The 19177-nt window shown below is 40.5% G+C and carries 19 protein-coding genes; 7 read left to right on the top strand and 12 right to left on the bottom strand.

Annotated features, from left to right (window positions below; all coding sequences use genetic code 11):
- Positions 1-216 precede the first annotated feature (216 nt).
- The 3 genes from ACS5PU_RS09480 to ACS5PU_RS09470 all read left to right on the top strand — a co-directional run bounded on the left by ACS5PU_RS09480 (position 217) and on the right by ACS5PU_RS09470 (position 2785).
- On the top strand, positions 217-795 hold the full coding sequence (locus ACS5PU_RS09480) for an RNA polymerase sigma factor (protein WP_439459046.1): 579 nt from the start codon (positions 217-219) through the stop codon (positions 793-795).
- Complete coding sequence (locus ACS5PU_RS09475) at positions 788-2083, top strand: carboxypeptidase-like regulatory domain-containing protein (RefSeq protein WP_439459045.1); 1296 nt, start codon at positions 788-790, stop codon at positions 2081-2083. The genes ACS5PU_RS09480 and ACS5PU_RS09475 overlap by 8 nt, the downstream gene beginning before the upstream one ends.
- Positions 2084-2170: 87 nt before the next feature.
- Entirely contained in the window at positions 2171-2785 is a 615-nt protein-coding gene (locus ACS5PU_RS09470; protein WP_439459044.1) for an FMN-binding negative transcriptional regulator, read from the top strand.
- A gap of 357 nt (positions 2786-3142) precedes the next feature.
- Here the strand turns inward: ACS5PU_RS09470 and ACS5PU_RS09465 are convergent, their stop codons facing one another.
- The 8 genes from ACS5PU_RS09465 to miaB form a co-directional block, all read right to left on the bottom strand.
- Entirely contained in the window at positions 3143-4153 is a 1011-nt protein-coding gene (locus ACS5PU_RS09465; protein WP_439459043.1) for an inorganic phosphate transporter, read from the bottom strand.
- Positions 4154-4165: 12 nt separating this feature from the next.
- A complete protein-coding gene (locus tag ACS5PU_RS09460) occupies positions 4166-4807 on the bottom strand; it encodes a DUF47 domain-containing protein (RefSeq protein ID WP_439459042.1) in 642 nt (213 codons plus the stop codon).
- A 373-nt stretch (positions 4808-5180) separates the two neighbouring features.
- Complete coding sequence (locus ACS5PU_RS09455; protein ID WP_439459041.1) at positions 5181-6206, bottom strand: sensor histidine kinase; 1026 nt, start codon at positions 6204-6206, stop codon at positions 5181-5183.
- A 146-nt stretch (positions 6207-6352) separates the two neighbouring features.
- Positions 6353-6715, bottom strand: coding sequence for a preprotein translocase subunit SecG (gene secG / locus ACS5PU_RS09450; RefSeq protein WP_439459040.1), 363 nt, complete (start codon positions 6713-6715; stop codon positions 6353-6355).
- A 14-nt stretch (positions 6716-6729) separates the two neighbouring features.
- The gene (locus tag ACS5PU_RS09445; RefSeq protein ID WP_439459039.1) at positions 6730-7782 is read right to left on the bottom strand and encodes a hypothetical protein; all 1053 of its coding nucleotides are present in this window, start codon (positions 7780-7782) and stop codon (positions 6730-6732) included.
- A 70-nt stretch (positions 7783-7852) separates the two neighbouring features.
- Entirely contained in the window at positions 7853-8365 is a 513-nt protein-coding gene (locus ACS5PU_RS09440) for an LptE family protein (RefSeq protein ID WP_439459038.1), read from the bottom strand.
- 46 nt (positions 8366-8411) lie between these two features.
- Positions 8412-9659, bottom strand: a complete 1248-nt coding sequence (locus ACS5PU_RS09435; protein ID WP_439459037.1) for a sigma 54-interacting transcriptional regulator — start codon at positions 9657-9659, stop codon at positions 8412-8414.
- A gap of 110 nt (positions 9660-9769) precedes the next feature.
- On the bottom strand, positions 9770-11185 hold the full coding sequence (miaB, locus tag ACS5PU_RS09430) for a tRNA (N6-isopentenyl adenosine(37)-C2)-methylthiotransferase MiaB (protein WP_439459036.1): 1416 nt from the start codon (positions 11183-11185) through the stop codon (positions 9770-9772).
- A gap of 389 nt (positions 11186-11574) precedes the next feature.
- Here miaB and ACS5PU_RS09425 point away from each other — a divergent pair, with 389 nt between their 5' ends.
- The 4 genes from ACS5PU_RS09425 to ACS5PU_RS09410 all read left to right on the top strand — a co-directional run bounded on the left by ACS5PU_RS09425 (position 11575) and on the right by ACS5PU_RS09410 (position 16807).
- Positions 11575-13362: a hypothetical protein gene (locus ACS5PU_RS09425; protein ID WP_439459035.1), complete on the top strand. Its 1788-nt coding sequence runs from the start codon at positions 11575-11577 to the stop codon at positions 13360-13362.
- Between the two features lie 110 nt (positions 13363-13472).
- Positions 13473-15245 carry a hypothetical protein gene (locus tag ACS5PU_RS09420; RefSeq protein ID WP_439459034.1) on the top strand — a complete coding sequence of 591 codons (1773 nt, stop codon included), beginning with the start codon at positions 13473-13475 and terminating at the stop codon, positions 15243-15245.
- A 48-nt stretch (positions 15246-15293) separates the two neighbouring features.
- Complete coding sequence (locus ACS5PU_RS09415; protein WP_439459033.1) at positions 15294-15851, top strand: LemA family protein; 558 nt, start codon at positions 15294-15296, stop codon at positions 15849-15851.
- Positions 15851-16807, top strand: coding sequence for a DUF3137 domain-containing protein (locus tag ACS5PU_RS09410; RefSeq protein WP_439459032.1), 957 nt, complete (start codon positions 15851-15853; stop codon positions 16805-16807). Before ACS5PU_RS09415 ends, ACS5PU_RS09410 begins: the two co-directional genes overlap by 1 nt.
- 214 nt (positions 16808-17021) lie before the next feature.
- On the opposite strand, the gene ACS5PU_RS09405 is transcribed toward ACS5PU_RS09410, so the two are convergent.
- From ACS5PU_RS09405 to ACS5PU_RS09390, 4 genes are read right to left on the bottom strand one after another with little or no spacing between them, the layout of a single operon-like run.
- A complete protein-coding gene (locus ACS5PU_RS09405) occupies positions 17022-17384 on the bottom strand; it encodes a response regulator (RefSeq protein ID WP_439459031.1) in 363 nt (120 codons plus the stop codon).
- A 21-nt stretch (positions 17385-17405) separates the two neighbouring features.
- Entirely contained in the window at positions 17406-17990 is a 585-nt protein-coding gene (locus tag ACS5PU_RS09400) for a chemotaxis protein CheB (protein ID WP_439459030.1), read from the bottom strand.
- Positions 17975-18793, bottom strand: coding sequence for a CheR family methyltransferase (locus ACS5PU_RS09395; RefSeq protein ID WP_439459029.1), 819 nt, complete (start codon positions 18791-18793; stop codon positions 17975-17977). Before ACS5PU_RS09395 ends, ACS5PU_RS09400 begins: the two co-directional genes overlap by 16 nt.
- A 3-nt stretch (positions 18794-18796) precedes the next feature.
- Positions 18797-19168: a response regulator gene (locus ACS5PU_RS09390; protein ID WP_439459028.1), complete on the bottom strand. Its 372-nt coding sequence runs from the start codon at positions 19166-19168 to the stop codon at positions 18797-18799.
- Positions 19169-19177 lie beyond the last annotated feature (9 nt).

Below are 19177 nucleotides of genomic sequence, written 5' to 3'. Positions count from 1 at the left end.
ATAGCTTTAAAAAAAAGCCTGTATGTTAAATTTGTGTTGCAATTATAGAGCGGATTATAATGCAATGGTTTAACCTGACGGAGCATTAAATGATCAAAGGCATGGAGAAATACCAAGTTAATCACAACAGGATATTTATTTCGGCATCTTTGATTCCAGCATACTCAAAAATATTTTTTATACTTGAAAGATAATTCGATTTAGCTACCCAATTTTTTGAAGTTTATAAAAAACACAGCTGGGAACCACCAGCAAGATGATGCAAAACTAATTGCCGAGTATAAAAATACAGGCAATTTAGATGCATTGGGTACGCTTTACAATAAATACATGCACCTGGTTTTTGGGGTCTGCTTAAATTATTTTAAAGATGAAGAGCAGAGCAAGGATGCGGTAATGCAGATTTTTGAGGAGTTGGTAACCAAGCTCAAAGTACACGAGGTACAGAATTTTAAAAGCTGGCTGCATGTGCTCACACGCAACCACTGCCTAATGGCTTTGCGGAAATCGGCCAGACAGAATAATGTATCGATAGACGATACTTTTGTGGAAAACAGCGAGTTTGTGCATCTGGATATAGACAACACAAAAGAAACACAGCTTACCATTATGGAAAAGTGTATGGAAACTTTGCCAGAAGAACAGCGAAAAAGCGTAGATTTATTTTATTTACAAGAGAAATGTTATAAAGAAGTGGCCGATATTACAGGCTACGATATGCTTAAAGTTAAAAGTTACATCCAAAACGGTAAGCGGAATTTGAAGATTTGTATAGAGAAAAATAGCGGTGAATAACGATTGGTTAGATATTGATGTGCTGGAAGATTACCTGGATGGTAAACTTGATGCCAAAGCTATGCACTTTGTAGAAAGACAGGCTTTGGAAGATCCGTTTGTGGCCGAAGCTTTAGAAGGTTTAAAACAATCGCCAAAACGTAAGCAAACGCTTTCTATTTTACAAAAACAACTGCACCACCGCGTATCAGAAAAACCCATCAAACGTAAATTATGGGGCATCACCACGCAAAGGTTAAGTATCGCCGCCACAGCAACTGTTGCCTTTATTGCAGTGAGCATCTTATTCTTTATGCGCGAAACCAACCGTAGAAATGCGGAAATTGCCGCGCGGAAATCAAAAGGCGTTATAGTAAACCTGGATAGCAATACGGCCGTAGCAACAGTGGCGCCCAAACCAGATTCGGGTACTACAATTTCAAAATCAGCGCTGCTTGATAAAGCAATAGCCGATGCTAAAACAGGAGATTTAGCCAAAAACACCAAAGAAAAAGCCATTATTAAAGCCAATGAACAGCAGGTTGCAGAAGCCAAAGCCGTTTCTGCTTATGCGCATGCCGGCGCAGCCAAAATGCAAAGTTTTAGCGAACGCAGGGCCGATTTGATACAGCCAAGGGTTGATGGCCCAGTTAGTGCTCCCGCGCCACAGGCCCTCGGATCGAGTAAAATTGTTTTTAGCGGCAACGTGGTTGATCAAAGTAACGGAAAACCAATAAGCGGAGCGGTGGTTAAGCTTGCAGGCTCGAAAAATATTACCGCAACTGACACAAAAGGATATTTTGCACTCCCTGCTGATAGCAATGCCAAAGATAAAGACCTGTTAATTAATGCCATCGGCTTTAAAGAAGTACCCGTAACCGGACTTCAAGATCCCAATGCGATTAGAAACGCCATGAGTGGTGGAAAAACACTCAACGAAATTGCGCTGATTACAGGTTCTAACGGACGAAAGAAAGAAAATATACCTGCACCAAAAATTACGCTGCGTGCAGAGCAGAACCTTGATGGAAAATCGGCTGATGAAATTACCAAACCCATTCCGGTTTCGACCATAAATTATGTGCAGTACCTCGAGAATAACAATAAACTTTACAACCCAAAAGGTCCTGAGCAGTTTGTGATTTTAAGCTTCAAGGTAAAAAAAGACGGACGGCCAACCAACATTGCAGTGATCAAATCGCTGAATAAAAAAGCCGATGCAGAAGCAAAACGGCTTATTGCCGAAGGTCCGGACTGGGTTTTGCCTAAAAAAGGAACAGATTTAGTCGAAATCAGCGTAAAGTTTTAATTATCACCACCAGGTAATACGATGTAATTGCAGCATAGATCACTTCTATGCTAGTTTTAGCTCTCCTTTACCGTAAACACCACTTCCATGTACAAAATGCCCTATTATACCGCTAATAATCAAGATGAGGTTATTGCTTTTATGCATCAAAACACCTTTGTAACCTTAATTGGTTTCGATGGCGAATTTCCGGTAGCCACGCAGGTTCCGGTTAAAACGATAGTTGATGGCGGTTCGGTAAAGCTTATTGGCCACATCATGACCAAAACCGACCATTGCCAGGCTTTTAAACAAAATCCAAACGTAATGGCCATTTTTACGGGTGCCCATGCTTATATCAGTGCATCAGTTTATGAAAATCCCGCAGCGGCATCTACATGGAACTACAAAACGGTTCAGGCGAAGGGAACAATTAAGTTATTATCATCAGCAGAAACCTTTGCGGTAATTAAAGATTTAACGGATAAATATGAATCGCCTGAAAAAAGCCCTGCAGCTTTTCATAAAATGGATGATGAATATATCCAGAAACACCTAAAAGCCATTACCGGTTTCGAAATTTTGGTTACTCAGCTAGATCACGTTTTCAAAATGAGCCAAAACCATTCGGTTAAAAACAAAGAAAACATTGTAGCAAACCTCGAGAAAAGCGGAGATATACTGGCAAAAGAAGTAGCCAAAGAGATGAAAAAGGAGTTGTAGTTGGGCTGTAGCATGGCATGCTACTTCATTTCCAATCGTAATGCCCCAGGTGAGTTTGTAGAGCGCATTAAGATTCCCGCCTGCACGGGAATGACGCCTAATTCTAAAATAGGTGATTAATAGTTTCTAGAAGAGCTTTTGATAATCTGTAGCCAACCAACAAGGCGCTTCGACTCCGCTCAGCGTGACAAACCTATCAAAGAATAACAAAAGCTAATCCGTGACTTCTGTGCTTCCGTGGCTAATTAAATCTTCAGGCAGTGCTCTCCGTAAAATACGCCGGGTTACTGGCGAGATACCAAACAAAAAAGACCAAAGCTTAAGCCTTGGTCTTCTGAGTATAATAAAGGATTTTGTTTACTTTAAATAATATATTGCGGCATAAATAATTGCAGCAAGTGTTGCCGAAACCGGAATAGTTAAAATCCATGCCCAAATTAGGTTAATGGTTACTCCCCAACGTACAGCCGAGACACTTTTAACCACGCCAACCCCAACAATAGAACCTGTAATGGTGTGCGTTGTAGAAACCGGGATACCAAAATGCTCGGTAATACCCAATGTTACTGCACCTGCACCTTCTGCTGCAACCCCTTCTAAGGCGGTTACCTTGGTAATTTTCGAACCCATGGTTTTTACAATTTTCCAACCACCGCTCATTGTACCCAATGATATTGCCGAATAACAGGCAATTGGAACCCATGCCGGCATCGATTCAAAATCAGGAATTACTTTAGAAGCAATTAAGGCTGTGGCAATAATTCCCATAACTTTCTGTGCATCGTTACCTCCGTGGAAGAAACTTAATGCTGCAGAAGAGATCAATTGTAAACGTTTGAACCATTTTTCGGCTGTTGCCGGTTTAGCGTACCTACAGATATTGATAATGATCAGCGTTAATACCACTGATATAACCATACCGATTATGGGTGCCAATACGATGAAAGAAACGATTTTGATTACATAGCCCATGTTTACGGCATCCAGCGGACTAGCGCCTGTAAGTAAAGCATGTGTCATCCCTGCGCCTGCAAAGCCCCCGATTAAGGTATGCGATGAACTTGAAGGGATACCATACCACCAGGTTAAAAGATTCCAGATAATTGCGGCCACTAAACCTGCAAGGATAACTTCTAGCGTGATGTAGTTTTCAATTACGGTTTTAGCAACTGTATTGGCTACTTTGTGATCGGTAAAATAAAAGTAAGCGGCGAAATTAAATAACGCAGCCCATAAAACCGCCTGAAAAGGCGTAAGAACTTTTGTAGAAACAACTGTTGCAATCGAGTTAGCGGCATCGTGGAAGCCGTTAATGTAATCGAAAGCAATAGCCAGAATTACAACAACAACCAATAAGGTAGTTACCATGTTTGTTTTTTATTAAGCGTTTTTAACCAAGATAGTTTCGAGCACATTCGCTACATCCTCGCACTTATCTGTTGCTTTCTCTATCGTTTGTAAAACCTCTTTTTGTTTAATTAATTCAATTGCATTGGTTTCGTATTCAAACAAACGGGCAACCGCCAATGTAAATACATAATCAGCCTGGTTTTCGCCGCTGTTGATACGGATACAAGCATCGGCAATAACGCGGATATTTTTAAAGCTGCGCAATTCTTTGATGGCTTTATCAATATCAGTACACATCTCTACCAAAAGTTCGGCAATTTTAACAATCGGCTCATTGATAGTATTCATGTTGTACATCTGCATGCGGTTTGCAGTACCATAAATATAATCGGCAACATCATCAACGGCAGTTGCCAGTTGGTGAATATCCTCCCTATCAAATGGAGTGATAAAGTTCCTGCTTAACTCAAGAAAAATAGAATGGGTAATGTCATCACCTACATGTTCTAAGCGTTCAATTTCTTTAAAAATTGTTTTTCTGCTTTCTGCATCGGCTGTGCTCACCATTTCTAAAAGGGTTTCAGCAATTTTTAATGCGTTGCTACCTGCTTGTTCGAAAAGTGGGTGAAACTTTCTGTCTTGAGGTGTAAAGAACTTAAAAATATTGTTCATGTTAATTTTTAATATGTTGCAAAGCTACAAGCCCAATGTTAAGTTAATGTTAATTTCGTAATTATATTAACAAATCTCAACATATTTATCAGCTTCATATTTCCGTAAGTTGCTCATTTGTATTTTTTTGACTGATGGAGCACATAAGGCTCGTTGCGCTGAGATACTGAAACTGCTTACAGTTGTGTGGTTCTTGGGGACACGAACCACGGCTCCCGGCAAGAAAGATGCTGACCACGAAGTAGCTATTAGACCTCTGAAAACAATAAAACTACTAATAAAACAAGTTCAGCATGACGATCGCCTTAGGGAAAATAGGCCAAAAAATGATCGCATTAAAGTTAACAACAATAATAAATTCTAAATATTAAAATTACCCAACTTTTTGTAAGGTAAAAGCAAAGGTAGTTCCGATGCCCGGGGTACTTCTTACCGAAATGGTTTGCTGATGTGCCTCTAATATGTGTTTAACAATGGCTAAACCCAATCCGGTACCACCTACTTCGCGGGCACGATGGGTATCAATGCGGTAAAAGCGCTCAAACAGCCTCAGTAAATGTTTTTCTTCAATACCGATTCCATTGTCGGTAACTTCAATCAAGAACTGATCGTGCAGTTCAAAGATCTTTATTGCTGTTTCTCCGCCGTCTATCCCGTATTTAATGCTGTTAACCATTAAATTAATCAACACCTGACGTACTTTTTCCCTATCTGCAGATACCATGGTAATGGCCGCATATTTATCTTTAAAGAAAAGTTTGATGTTTTTTGCCTTGGCCCTGTCTTCCAGGTTTTCCATTACTTCTTTTGCCAGCTGTACAAAATCGAATTTCTGGTAATTAATTGGCGATTCGCCCGTTTCCAGTTTCGATATCACATCTAAATCATTGATTAAATAACTTAGGCGCTCCACATTGTTCTCGGCTTTTTTCAAAAACAGAACGGCTTGATCCGGATCATCCACCAAGCAGTCCTGCAAGGTTTCGATATATCCCTGAATGGCAAAAAGCGGGGTTTTAAATTCGTGCGAAACATTGGAAAGAAACTCCCGTCTAAACTGCTCTTGCTTTTTTAACAGGTCTATTTCTTTTTTCTTGGCACCTGCCCATTCCTTTACCTCTTGTTCTACATCGTTTATCGGGTCGGAACTTACATACTCGCCAAGGGCATCTTTTAAATCTTTGCCCAGTTTTAGGTTATGAATGAGTTTATAAATGAGTTTGATCTTGGTATAAATGTATTTCTCGAGCAGGTAGTAAAAAACCAAAAAACTGCTCAAAAACGATACACCGAAAGAGATAGCCAGATAATACCAGCTATGCTGAAAGTAAAAATTAACCATCCCGATAGAAAGGCCTACAGCAAGGGCAGTAAATAGAACCAGCACACTTAATTTCATGCGGCAATTTAAGGTTTTTATGTTAAATGTGTGTTAAGCGCTTGCATTACCAATAAACACTTTACTAGGAAAGATTACGAAAAGCCACAAAAGCAAAAAGCTTTCCCTTTTGAGGAAAGCTTTTTAAACTTAAATTTTTATGATTACTATTTTTTAGTAGTATCTGTTTTAGCTGGAGCAGTTGCAGCAGGTTTAGTGCTGTTTAGGTTACCGCCCAGTGGAGATGGAGAAGGTGTTTTATTTAAACGTTCTTGAATAGATGAGTTACCAACAGCAACCGCACCACCGTTTGTTTTAGCAATTGTAGTAATTGATAAGGTTAAAATCACAATCGCAGCCAATAAAATCCACGATCCTTTTTCTAACACATCGCCGGTACGTTGCACACCGAACATGTTACTGGTGCCACCACCTGTAGCTAAACCACCACCTTTAGGGTTTTGTATCAATACAAATAAGCCTAAAGCTACACACACAATAATTAATAAAATGATTAAAAAGGTTACCATGGTAATATTATATTTTAAAATTTCTTTTCTATAGATTGGATAAGGTCGGCAAAGTAACCACTTTTTTCTGGATATTTCAAACTTAATTTTTTATAAGTATCTATGGCTTTGTGATAAAGCATTTGCTCGATATAAATTTTGGCCAAAGTTTCCGAAACCAGGTCGTAATGATCTTCTGCGCTCTTCTTGGCCTTGTTTTCATTATCGATCTGCTCTGGCTTAGGCGGCTTTATGGTTGGGTCTTCTTTTAAAAACTTTTCTATAATTTCAGCGCCCTTAACATCCTTTATCTCTGCCGAAGGGTATTCGGCCAGGTGATCGGCAACTTCGAAAGGTGTTTGAATATGAAAAATGTGTTCTACATACTGCTGTTGGAACTCTGCTTTTTCCTGCTGCTGGCTGGTAGGTGGCTGTTGCTTTTGCACGGGCGGTTTTGCCTGCACATAAGGCTGAAAAATCTGCTCGTGTTCGGCACGGGTTTTAGCCAGCCACCATAAAAAAGTATAAGGGAGTTTGTCGTCGTCGTATTTAGAAACAAAATTCCGTTCCGGCTCATCTGGCACTACCGTTTCAATTTCTGGTGCTTCGAAAACTATATCGGTGCTCATTTTCTGCTCGAATGCAAAAAAATCAATGGCTGCTGCGCTTTCTATAAACGAATCGTCTTCAACAGGCAAATCCATTAAATGGCTATCAACACCCGGTAAATGAGCTGGCGTTTCTATTTCCGCAACCTCATTTTCTATTACAACGGGTTCGGTAAGCTCGCCTATTTCGTCAAAAACTTCCTGCTCATCTGCGGTGTTTCCAACAATTTCGGCACCTGCCTGTACTTCAGCTTGGTTTATTTCCTCAGCCGAAACCATATTTAAAATATGGAAAAGCACATGCCCTTGGCCATATAGCGCTGCTTTAGGTACAAAAGCAGCATTAGCCCTGGCCAAAAGTAAATGTACAGGCTGCGAATAGGGAAACTGCTGTACCATTTCCTGTAACATGGATGCATGCTCTGGCCCAACCTTTTCAGGCTGTGCAATTAAATCTGCCAGTAGCTTTTTGTTATCCATTTATCGAGGTTTGCCGCTAAGTTAAAAAAATGTAGACGGGTTTTAAAAATTTGTCGTTAAGCTGCTATCCCTACCACTGTGCAAATGCACGGTTAAAGATATCTTCGGTTAATTGCTTATTGATATTTTCGATGGCCCCCGGCAACAACGATTGAATTGGTGCACCATTTATCGGAAAGTCGAAATAACGCGTAAAGCTTTCTTCGAAACTTTCTTTTTCGTGTTCCTTTACGTTGTTTTTATATTTTACAGAAACCGTAATGGTTAGCCTGTTTGCGCCAGAAGTAGGCGTAGCACTGTTTTGAAGGGCTACTGGCTTAATATCATAACCGGTTATCCTGCCTTCAAACGACGCATCGCTCTCGCCCGTAGTTGCAATAATCAGTTTGGTTTGCGTACGGATCCTGGTTTTTAAAGCCTCCGTCATCTGGTTGCTCAAGGTTGGTACAACCAGGGGAGCATTATTCTCAAATAAACGAACAACCACTGTTTTCAGTCCTGTTGTAGACGCTCCGCTAAACTTATAAGAGCACGAGCTTAATATAGATGCAACAAGCGCTAAAGCAAGTATTTTAAATTTCATTATGATCAGGTTATACCAGTAATTTTGACGACAGTTTGAGTTAAATTTATAAATTTAATTCCTTAATCTTCCTATAAAGCGTGCGTTCGGAAATACCCAGTTCCTGTGCCGCAAATTTACGCTTCCCTTTATGTTTTTTTAATGCTTTTTTAATCAAATCCGATTCTTTATCCACCAGCGATAAGGATTCTTCTACTTCTTCGGCCTCATGTGCAAAATAATCAGCATTATTGTTATTATTAATATTGTTGTTATTTGGCGCTGGCTGCTGGATGGTAAAAGCATGCTCCTGCCCCGCAGGCAGCTCTACATCCCTGTACAGCTGATTAATATACTGTGGGTTATCGGCCAGAACGGTAGCGGTGTTACCACCATGCTGAATGATTTCGGCAACAAGCTTTTTAAGCTCAACCATATCCTTTTTCATATCAAAAAGCACCTTGTACAAAATATCCCTTTCTGTAAAGTCTTCTTTCGATTGCGAATTGATGGCCATAGGCAGGTTGCTGCCCGCTTCATTTGGGATATAATTTAAAATGGCCTGTCCGGTAATATTACGGTCTTTCTCCAACACGCAGATCTGTTCGGCAATGTTTTTTAACTGCCTCACGTTGCCCGGCCAACTGTAGTTGGTTAAAATCTGAATGGCATCTGGCTCTAAATGCAGCGCCGGACTACGGTATTTATCGCTAAAATCGGCAGCAAATTTTCTAAACAATAAATAAATATCTTCTTTACGCTCTTGCAGGGCAGGAATACGCAAGGGTACAGTGTTCAACCTATAGTATAAATCTTCACGGAACTTTCCGTTTTTAACGCGGTTGTATACATCAACATTAGTGGCGGCAATAATACGCACATCCGTTTTCTGAACTTTGGATGATCCCACACGAAGGTATTCGCCACTTTCTAAAATCCTCAATAAACGGGCCTGGGTACCTAAAGGCAGCTCAGCAACTTCATCCAAAAAAATGGTTCCGCCATTGGCTACTTCAAAATAACCCTTACGGGCTTCATGTGCACCGGTAAAAGATCCTTTTTCGTGACCAAAAAGTTCCGAATCGATGGTTCCTTCGGGAATAGCGCCACAGTTTACCGCAATAAAAGCACCATGTTTGCGGGCACTCATTTGATGGATAATCTGCGAAAAAACCTCCTTACCACTCCCGCTTTCGCCAGTAATCAGTACCGACATATCGGTAGGTGCTACCTGGCTTGCAATATCTATGGCGCGGTTAAGCAATGGCGAGTTGCCAATAATACCGAACCGCTGTTTAATATTTTGTGTATCCATTTATTCAATTTTCAGTTGGCAGTTTTCAGTTGGCAGTTTGGCCTTCCAAAAATCTAAGTTAACAACGGATTTAAGACCTTTATGCCCTAAACCTTCTACCCCTCAAACTTTTAAACTATCCTACCAATCAGCGTTGCCGAAGTACATTTTTCGATAAACACATTGGCATATTCGCCTGGTTTAACGCCATCAATTGCTGGGAAAATAGCCATTGCACCACTGTCTCCCCTTCCGCAATAATCAAGGTCAGACTTTTTCGAAGTGCCCTCAATCAAAACACGGACCGTTTTACCTACCCACTCTTGCAAACGCATTAAAGAGTGCGCCTGTTGTTTGGCTAAAATTTCGGCCAAGCGTCGCTTTTTTACCTCTTCAGGAATATCATCTTCCAACTTACGGGCAGCTAAAGTACCCGGCCTTTCCGAATAGGTAAAGTTATAGGCAAAATCGTACTGCACATAATCCATCATGCTCAGGGTTTCTTGGTGCTCTTCTTCTGTTTCGGTACAGAAACCGGCAATAATATCGGTAGAAATTGCACAACCTGGGATAATGTTACGGATAGCATCAATACGGTTAATGTACCATTCGCGGGTGTAAGTCCTGTTCATCAGTTCTAAAACACGGGTATTGCCCGATTGAACCGGTAAATGGATATAATTACAAATGTTATCGTATTTGGCAATGGTATATAAAACCTCGTCGGTAATATCTTTTGGATGCGAGGTAGAGAAACGCACCCTCAAATTAGGACTAACCAAAGCGGTTTGTTCTAAAAGCTGTGCAAAATTTACCGTTTCGCTACCATCTTCAGATGTCCAGGTATACGAATCTACGTTCTGGCCCAAAAGGGTAACTTCACGGTATCCTGCTTCGAACAATCCTTTTGCCTCTTCAACAATTGAATGGGCATCGCGGCTACGTTCGCGGCCACGGGTAAAAGGAACCACGCAGAAAGAACACATGTTGTTACAACCACGGGTAATCGAAATAAATGCCGTAATTCCGTTGCTGTTTAAACGAACCGGGCTAATATCGGCATAGGTTTCCTCGCGCGATAAAAGCACATTAACAGCTTTATGCCCACTCTCTACCTGCTCAATTAAATTAGGTAGGTCTCGGTAAGCATCTGGTCCTACCACAACATCAACCAAACGTTCTTCTTCTAAAAATTTAGACTTTAAACGCTCGGCCATACAGCCTAAAACCCCAACAATTAACTTCGGGTTACGGCGTTTTTCTACACCAAACTGCGATAACCGGTTTCTAACCCTGGTTTCGGCGTTTTCGCGGATAGAACAGGTATTGATAAAAATCACATCTGCTTGGTGGTAATCCCCTGTGGTTTCAAATCCTGTTTCAGAAAGAATAGAAGCCACAATTTCACTATCGGCGAAATTCATTGCACAACCATAACTTTCGATATATAATTTACGTGCATCGGCCTTTACTGGTGTATCTAAAATTAAAGCTTCACCTTGTCTTGCCTCATCGTGCGTCTTATCTGGTACTTGTAAATCAATCATTATTTAAAAACATTTTGGGGATTGCAAAAATACACAAATTAAATTAAAAGTGACAAATTGACATATTTAGTTTAAATGTTTACAGTGCGATTATGATCTGACATTTTCAAAGGCATTAAGTTGGACTATTTTTTGAAATGAAAGCTTTGGTGCTTGTGGCGGGCGGCAGCCCCGCTATCCCTACAAGTCCCGATTAAAAAATCGGGAGCTTTCTGTCCTATCGGGTTTAAAAACAAAGGAGGTGCATTATCCAAACAATATCATCAACTAAGGATTTAACAATACCCACTCTTTAATCTTTCAGCTTTGGTCTATTAGCTTTAGCCTTTTAGCCTTCTCCAAAAAAACCTTTCTAGCCGCTATCTGTTACATAACGATAAGCCATAACAATGACAGCTCAACATAAAAATAAAATCTGGGTTTGGGTAGGAAGCATAATCGGCCTACTTATTCTGATTATAGCCTTTGGCGCCATGTTTTTAAGTGCCAGATGGAAACCCATACTTACCGACAAAATTAAAGCTGGTGTTTACAATGGCTCGCACCACTTGTACCGCATAGATTTTAAAAGCATCAACCTCAATATCATTACCGGAAGCCTTGCCTTGCGCGATGTTACCTTAACGCCCGATACTTCAGTTTTCGATAGCCTGAAAAAAATGCAACTGGCTCCGGCGCATACCTTCGAGCTTAAATTAAAGAAACTGCAGATTACCCGGGTTGGTATATTAACGGCTTATTTTAAAAAACGGGTAGATGTAAGCGAGATTATTTTACAGCAACCATCTATCAATATGATTTTTAACAAGGTAAGGCCAAAACCTGATACCTTAAAAGAAGAAAAAACGCTTTACGAACAGATTTCTAAGAATTTTAAATCGGTGCACGTAAAAAGCATAAAAATTGTGGATGCAGATTTTGATTACATCAATAAAACCGGGGCAAAAAAGGTTAAAAATTCCATTAAACACCTTGATGTAACGGTTAACGATTTCCTGCTCGATTCGCTTTCGGGACAAGATACCACCAGGTTTTACTATACCAAAGATGTGTCTTTCCAAATTGCCGGCTACAAATCGGTAAGCAAGGATAAAATGTACAGCATGAAAGTAGATACCGTTAAAGGTTCAACTGCCTCAAAAAAAATAACGGTTAAAGGCTTTAAACTCATGCCTTTGTACGATGAATTAACTTTTGCACGCAAATACAAGGTCCAGAAAGACCGCTACAATTTAACTTTCGATAAAATAGAATTTAATGGTGTCGATTTTATCGGTTTAAACACCGATCAAAAACTTCATGCAAAATCGATGAGGATTGGGCCGGCCAATGTTGAAGTATCTATGAGCCGCGAATCGCCACCGCCGCCAGGTTTGGATAAGGGAAAAAACTATCCGCACATGGCTTTAAAGCGCTTAAACATGCCCACCATTATTGATACGGTTAAGCTCAGGAATGTGAACGTGAAATATTCGGAGTTTAACCCTGCCAGTAAAAAAACAGGTTCGGTTAATTTTAAAAGTGTAAGCGGAAATATCTTAAACGTAACCAACGATAGCCTAAAACTGGCCAAAAACAACCATGCCCTCGCCGATCTAAATTCGCTTTTAATGGGCTCCGGAAAACTGAACCTAAAGATTGATTTTAACCTTACCGATAACAATGGGGCATTTACCTATAGCGGAAGCTTGGGGAAATTTGACCTCAAAAACCTAAACCCGCTATCAAAAGCGCTCGGATTGATTGAAATAGAAAGCGGAAATATACAGCACATTGATTTCAAGGCCAATGGAAATTTAAGGTCGGCAACAGGCACAATGAACATGCTGTACTCCAATTTGAAAGTAAAACTTTTATCGGATAACATCGATGGATCGGGCACAAAAGAAAAAGGCTTTTTGTCGTTTTTGGCCAATGCCCTTTTGGTTAAAGATGAAAACCCTAAAAAAGGAGAAGCTCCGCGTACAGCCAGCATGACCAATAACCGGATTAATTCGGCATCCTTTTTTAATTTAATGTGGAAAACGGTTTTTGTGGGCATTAAGGATATTGTTGGGGTTAGTGTGGTTCCAGAGAAAAATCCGGTAAAACAGCAAAAGGTAATTGCAAAAAAAATCCGTGAGCAAAAAAGGGCAGATAGACGGGCAGCCAGAAAGGCAAAAAGAGAAAATAACTAGCACCAAATGTGGTACAATTATGTTTATAACTGTATATTGCTAGTAAAACATTTTCCGCTCGTTTAATGCCAGGTACAAAAAGAAATCGTTATAAAGTTTTAAAATGGGTTTTGAGCATTTTGCTCGGTGTTTTTTTGCTACTTGCAGGTATTGCCTGGTTTTTGAATGTTAAATCGCGCCCTATGCTTACCGGCAGGATTAAAACCTTGCTTTATAAATCGACCGACAGTTTATACAACATCAGTTTTTCGAAAGTTTCGACCAATATTTTTACCGGCAATGCCACCTTACAAAATGTAAAAATTATTCCCGATACCAACCGGTACAAACAACTGGTGGCCCTAAAACGGGCACCCAATAACCTGTATCAGGTTTCGTTAAAAAAACTGGTGGTAAGGCATTTCCACCCCCTAACGCTATACCGGGAGCACAAATTACAGCTGGGCGAAATTATTTTTGATAAGCCGGAAGTGGTAATGGTTAACAAACAGCTTGCATTTAACGAAGGCCGAGCGCCCCGGCCCATCAAATCGCCCTACGATATCATTTCGAAAAACCTAAAAGAATTTAGCATACAAACCATCCGGTTTAAGGATGTTAGTTTTAAATACATCAATAAAAACATAGTTAACGCCGTTCCTTTTGCTATCGACGATCTGAACATTACCTTAACTGATCTGCTGGTCGATTCTACTTCGGCCGAAGATCCAAGCCGTTTTTACCTGTTAAAGGATATTGTAATTAACCTGAATAACTACGTTTACCGCACACCGGATAAGATGTACGACATAAAGTTGGATAAACTCGATTTTAGGGCCACAACCGGTAAACTGAGGGTAAACCATTTTGCCCTGGTTCCGCTTTACCCAGAAATGGAATTTGGCAAGGTGGCCGGTTATGCCCGCGAGCGCTTTAACATTGGCATGAGCGATATTATTTTAAACGGTATAGACCTGCCGCTTTACATCAGCAAGCAGGAACTCTGGGCAAAAGAAATGGCCATAGCCAATGGTTTTGTTTCTGTTTTTAACCACAATGGGCTGCCCCATAAACCACAGGAAAACAAAATCGGTAAATTTCCCCACCAATTGCTACAGCGGCTCAGCACACCTATTTTAGTACAGAAAATCCAGTTAAAGGATGTAAATATCAATTATGCCGTTTACAACAGCGAAAGCAACCAAAAGGGGCAGATCAGCTTTGAGCACACATCGGGCATTATTAAAAATGCCACCAACCTCGAAAAAATAAAGGCCATAAACCCCATTATGGATGTTAACCTCAGCACCTACCTGTTTGGACAGGGCAAGCTCGATGTTAACTTTATATTCGACCTGAAAGCAAAAGATGGAGCTTTTTCCTATAAGGGTACTCTGCACAATTTTAACGCCCGCGTATTGAACCAGATTACCAAGCCACTTGGCCTGGTACGCATTAACCGGGGCAGTGTAGATAAGCTTAAATTTAATTTTAAGGCCAATGATAAGGGTGCGAAGGGAATTGTAGATTTTTCGTACTACGATCTTTCGGTGGCACTGATGAAAAACGATCCTGAAAAAGACCATTTGGTTACCCGAGGCTTTCTTTCCTTTTTGGCCAATGCACTGATTATAAAATCGGAAAATCCCGGTGCCGACGGGAAACTTGTTCCGGTAAGTGTAAGTTACGATAGGCCGGCCAATACTTCATTTTTTAACCTGATATGGAAGAGCCTATTTACCGGCATAAAATACAGTATTGGCATTACTGAAGAGAAGCAGAGCGAAGTAAGGGCACACATTGCCCGGTTTAAGGCCATGCGGGCAAGTCATATGCAGCGGAAACAAAAGCGGTTGGAACGCCGCCAAAACCGCGAACGCTCAGAAAAAATGGAAAAGCGTTAATTTGTAACCTTTTGATATATTTATGCTCTAAACCAAAAAACTACAGTTATGATTATTGCCCTCATTATCATCGGCCTATTGTTCCTTTTCGGAATTTTCTTCTACAATTCACTTATCGGCAAGAAAAACCAGGTTACCAATGCCTTTTCTGCGATAGATGTAATGCTTAAAAAGCGTTTCGATTTAATTCCCAACCTTGTTGAAGTGGTAAAACAATATACCACCTACGAGCAGGGAACACTGACCAAAATAGTCGAACTAAGATCGAAAGCAACTTCGGGAAATATCAGCAATGCAGAAAAAGCCGATTTAGATGCCCAGTTGAGCAGCAGCGTTAAAGGCTTAATGGTAAACATCGAAAATTACCCTGATTTAAAAGCCAATACCAATTTTATTAACCTACAAACCACCTGGACCGAAAGCGAAGAGCAGATTGCCGCAGCAAGAAGAGCTTACAACGCTTCTGTTACCGACTACAATAACGCCATTATGATGTTCCCGGGCAGTTTATTTGCAGGCATGTTAAACTTTCAGCCAGTTGCTGTTTTAGAAACCGCGGCCGAAGAACGTAAGAATATCAGCGCCAAAGAACTTTTCAATAATTAATGGCATTCAATATTGAAAGCAATGCAGCTTTGCAGAATGTGCTGGCTACAATGGAAGTTGAGCGCAAAAACATTGCGGCCACGCAAACCAAAGGTTATATTTTTCTGGTTTTGGGCCTGGCCATTGCCATTGGAGGCTTTATGCTCAGTTTTCCAATACCGGCAGTGATAGCGGGCCTCATCCCCATTGTTTATGGCGGCGTGCTGCTCTATAAAATAAGCGATAACCTGACTGCCTATAAAAACGCCTACAAACAGGATGTAATTGGGGCTGCCCTTAAATTTTTAGATGAAAGCTTAACCCTACAGCCACACCTCGGCATTGCTGCTTCGGAATTTGTATATACCCAACTTTTTACGCGCGAGCCCGACCGTTACAGCACCGAAGATCTGGTAAGCGGAAATGCTGGTAGAACAGGGTTTTATTTTGCCGAAGTACATGCTGAGTATAAAACTGTAACGCAAACCAAAAACGGAACGAGAACAGAGTGGCACGACATTTTTAAGGGCATTATTTTTGCCGCCGATTTTAATAAAAATTTTAACGGTGTTACCATTGTTAGGCCAAAATATTTCGGCAATGCACTGGGTGCCTGGTTTTCGAAAAATGTTTTTTCTTTTGGCGACAGCGATGTAGTGCAATTGGAAAACCCCGATTTTGACAAGGCCTTTGTAACCTATAGCTCCGACCAGGTAGAGGCGCGTTACCTACTTACCCCGGCGATGATGGAGCGCATTTTGAGGCTTAACCATGAAACGAAATACGATATTACGCTATCATTCATCGAATCGCGAATGTACATTGCTTTCCCGTTAAACCGGAATTATTTTGAAGCGCCCGTTTTTAAATCGCTGCTTAACCCCGATTTATTGAATGATGATATCACCACCATTAAATTTATGTACGATATTGTTCAGGAACTGGACTTGAATACGAGGATCTGGGGGAAAGCTTAGAAAACCTATTTTGGGAACAACAGTTAAAGTTTATCTTTAGATACTTTAACACACAGTATTCACCCTGATCCGATAGCTATCGGATTTATTTCAGGGTCTATCCTAGCATGCAGGATGCTAAAACAGGTTCAGCATGACGATGGCGATTGGCTAACTTCCGAAGCCTGCAATGGCCTACGCCAAGGCCAAACTCCGGAGTTTAGCTAGGCCTGCACTAGCTCAAATGCTTTTTTACAATATCTTCGAGTGCAGCAATATCAAACGGCTTAGATAAATAACTATCCGCTCCGGCTTCATCAGCTAAGGAAGAAATATCGTTATTGGCCGAAAAATAGATTACCGGGATATGTTTTAAATCAGGATGGCTCTTTAACACCTTAGTGGCCTGTATACCGCCTAAATCGGGCAGCCAGTTATCCATAAAAATGATATCGGGCATATATTCCGAAACCTGTTTTTCTATATCATTTGCATTTTCTGATGTTTTAATCTCATAGCCTGCATCTTCTAAAATAAATGTACACAGATCCAGAATATCCCTATTATCATCAAACACAAATACCTTTTTTGCTACCATACTAACCTCCGGTAATGTAAATTAACTATTTAAACTGTTTATATAACTCGCCATGTCGTGGCCATCCAAAACAATATGCGGCTTAACATTAAGTACAGCCTGCTGTGGCATATACGGCATGATAGCTGTATTTGGATTCTGTATAACCGCTTTACCCCCGAAATTGTTTACACTTTTTAGTCCTTCTACCCCATCGGCATTAGATCCGGAAAGCAAAATACAGGTTAAACCGGCTTTAAACACCTCAGCAGCAGACTGAAAGGTTACATCGATAGATGGCCTTGAATAATTTACTTTTTCTGAATAATCAAGCGAAATCGTTTGGTTTTCTTCTACCAGCAAATGGTAATCGGCCGGCGCGATAAAAACTTTTCCGGGCGTTAAATACTCCTTTTCTTCTGCTTCATTTACGGTAAGTACCGTCCGGTTCCTGATCAGATCGGTAAGCAGCGATTCGTTGCTTGCCTTGCGGTGTACAACCAGTATAATCGGGAAATTTAAATCTTTGTTTAACTGCGGAAAAATTTCGAGCAGTACATCTAAACTGCCTGCAGAGCCACCAATAACCAGTGCGGTACAGGGAACTGAATTTATAGCTTTCTCCATATTTTTTCCAGTTTAACCCTTTTATATGCTTTGGCTTTAGGCCAAAACTCTAAACTTTCTTTACTGCCCAACGCCAGGAAACCCAAATTTTCCAAACTGTTATCAAACAGGCCAAAAACCTTATGCTGCAGTTCTTTATCAAAATAAATAAGCACATTGCGGCACAGGATGAGCTGAAACTCGTTAAAAGAGTGATCGGAAACCAAGTTGTGCGTAGAAAATATCATTTTGCTGCTTAAAGTCTCATCAAACTTGGCCAATGAGTAATTGGCGGTATAGTAAGTAGAAAACTCCTTTAGGCCTCCCGATTGCAAATAGTTTTCTGAGTACTGCTTTAAATAATTAAGCGGAAACATGCCCTTTTTGGCCTTATCCAAAACCGATGGATTAATATCGGTTGCGTATATCAGCGATTTACCGAGCAGGTTAAGTTCTTTCAACAAAATGGCGAGCGAATAGGCTTCTTCGCCGGTAGAGCAGCCTGCCACCCAGATCCTGATAAAAGGATAGGTGCCCAAAACCGGAAGTACATCATTGCGCAAAGCCCGGTAAAAAGAGGGATCGCGGAACATTTCGGTAACATTAACGGTAATCTCTTCTAAAAAACGCTTAAAATACTGCTTATCACTTTTTATGGTATAACGGAATTCGGCGAAGCTTACAAAATTATCCAGTGCATATAAACGGGTAATCCTTCTTTTGATCGAGGCGTGGGAATATTCCAAAAAATCGTAACCATGTGTTTCTAAAACATCATTGAGCAGAATTTCTACCTGATCGTTATCTATCACATCACCTATCACCTGCTATTTTGTAAAGTTTTCTATTTGCGTTAATAATTCGTCAACATTTATCGGTTTTGAAATATAGCCGGTTGCACCTGCGCTTAAACAACGTTCCCTATCGCCAACCATGGCCTGCGCCGTTACTGCGAGCACAGGTATATTTTGCATCACCGCCGATTTTTTCATCGCTGCAATGGCTTGGTATCCGTCCATATCGGGCATCATCATGTCCATTAAAACAATGGCCACATTTCCGTTCTGTTCTATAATGGAAAAACCTTCCTGGGCACTTAAAGCAGATAAGCAATCAAAACCTTTTGCTTTTAAAACAGCTTTAAGAGCAAAAATGTTTCTGTTGTCATCATCAATAATAAGAATTACTTTTTGAGGCATTTTAATAAA

This window comes from Pedobacter sp. GSP4 (genome assembly GCF_051857575.1).
Classification (GTDB): Bacteria; Bacteroidota; Bacteroidia; order Sphingobacteriales; family Sphingobacteriaceae; genus Pedobacter.
This window is presented reverse-complemented; position numbering and strand designations above follow the sequence as displayed.

What these genes read in the sequence shown, in the direction of transcription:
- ACS5PU_RS09455 (WP_439459041.1), bottom strand. Translation starts at nt 6,206, where the DNA reads ATGAAATTAAGTGTGCTGGTTCTATTTACTGCCCTTGCTGTAGGCCTT.
- ACS5PU_RS09390 (WP_439459028.1), bottom strand. Translation starts at nt 19,168, where the DNA reads ATGCCTCAAAAAGTAATTCTTATTATTGATGATGACAACAGAAACATT.
- ACS5PU_RS09425 (WP_439459035.1), top strand. Translation starts at nt 11,575, where the DNA reads ATGACAGCTCAACATAAAAATAAAATCTGGGTTTGGGTAGGAAGCATA.
- ACS5PU_RS09435 (WP_439459037.1), bottom strand. Translation starts at nt 9,659, where the DNA reads ATGGATACACAAAATATTAAACAGCGGTTCGGTATTATTGGCAACTCG.
- ACS5PU_RS09445 (WP_439459039.1), bottom strand. Translation starts at nt 7,782, where the DNA reads ATGGATAACAAAAAGCTACTGGCAGATTTAATTGCACAGCCTGAAAAG.
- ACS5PU_RS09470 (WP_439459044.1), top strand. Translation starts at nt 2,171, where the DNA reads ATGTACAAAATGCCCTATTATACCGCTAATAATCAAGATGAGGTTATT.
- ACS5PU_RS09460 (WP_439459042.1), bottom strand. Translation starts at nt 4,807, where the DNA reads ATGAACAATATTTTTAAGTTCTTTACACCTCAAGACAGAAAGTTTCAC.
- ACS5PU_RS09410 (WP_439459032.1), top strand. Translation starts at nt 15,851, where the DNA reads ATGGCATTCAATATTGAAAGCAATGCAGCTTTGCAGAATGTGCTGGCT.
- ACS5PU_RS09405 (WP_439459031.1), bottom strand. Translation starts at nt 17,384, where the DNA reads ATGGTAGCAAAAAAGGTATTTGTGTTTGATGATAATAGGGATATTCTG.
- ACS5PU_RS09400 (WP_439459030.1), bottom strand. Translation starts at nt 17,990, where the DNA reads ATGGAGAAAGCTATAAATTCAGTTCCCTGTACCGCACTGGTTATTGGT.
- secG (WP_439459040.1), bottom strand. Translation starts at nt 6,715, where the DNA reads ATGGTAACCTTTTTAATCATTTTATTAATTATTGTGTGTGTAGCTTTA.
- ACS5PU_RS09465 (WP_439459043.1), bottom strand. Translation starts at nt 4,153, where the DNA reads ATGGTAACTACCTTATTGGTTGTTGTTGTAATTCTGGCTATTGCTTTC.
- ACS5PU_RS09415 (WP_439459033.1), top strand. Translation starts at nt 15,294, where the DNA reads ATGATTATTGCCCTCATTATCATCGGCCTATTGTTCCTTTTCGGAATT.
- miaB (WP_439459036.1), bottom strand. Translation starts at nt 11,185, where the DNA reads ATGATTGATTTACAAGTACCAGATAAGACGCACGATGAGGCAAGACAA.
- ACS5PU_RS09440 (WP_439459038.1), bottom strand. Translation starts at nt 8,365, where the DNA reads ATGAAATTTAAAATACTTGCTTTAGCGCTTGTTGCATCTATATTAAGC.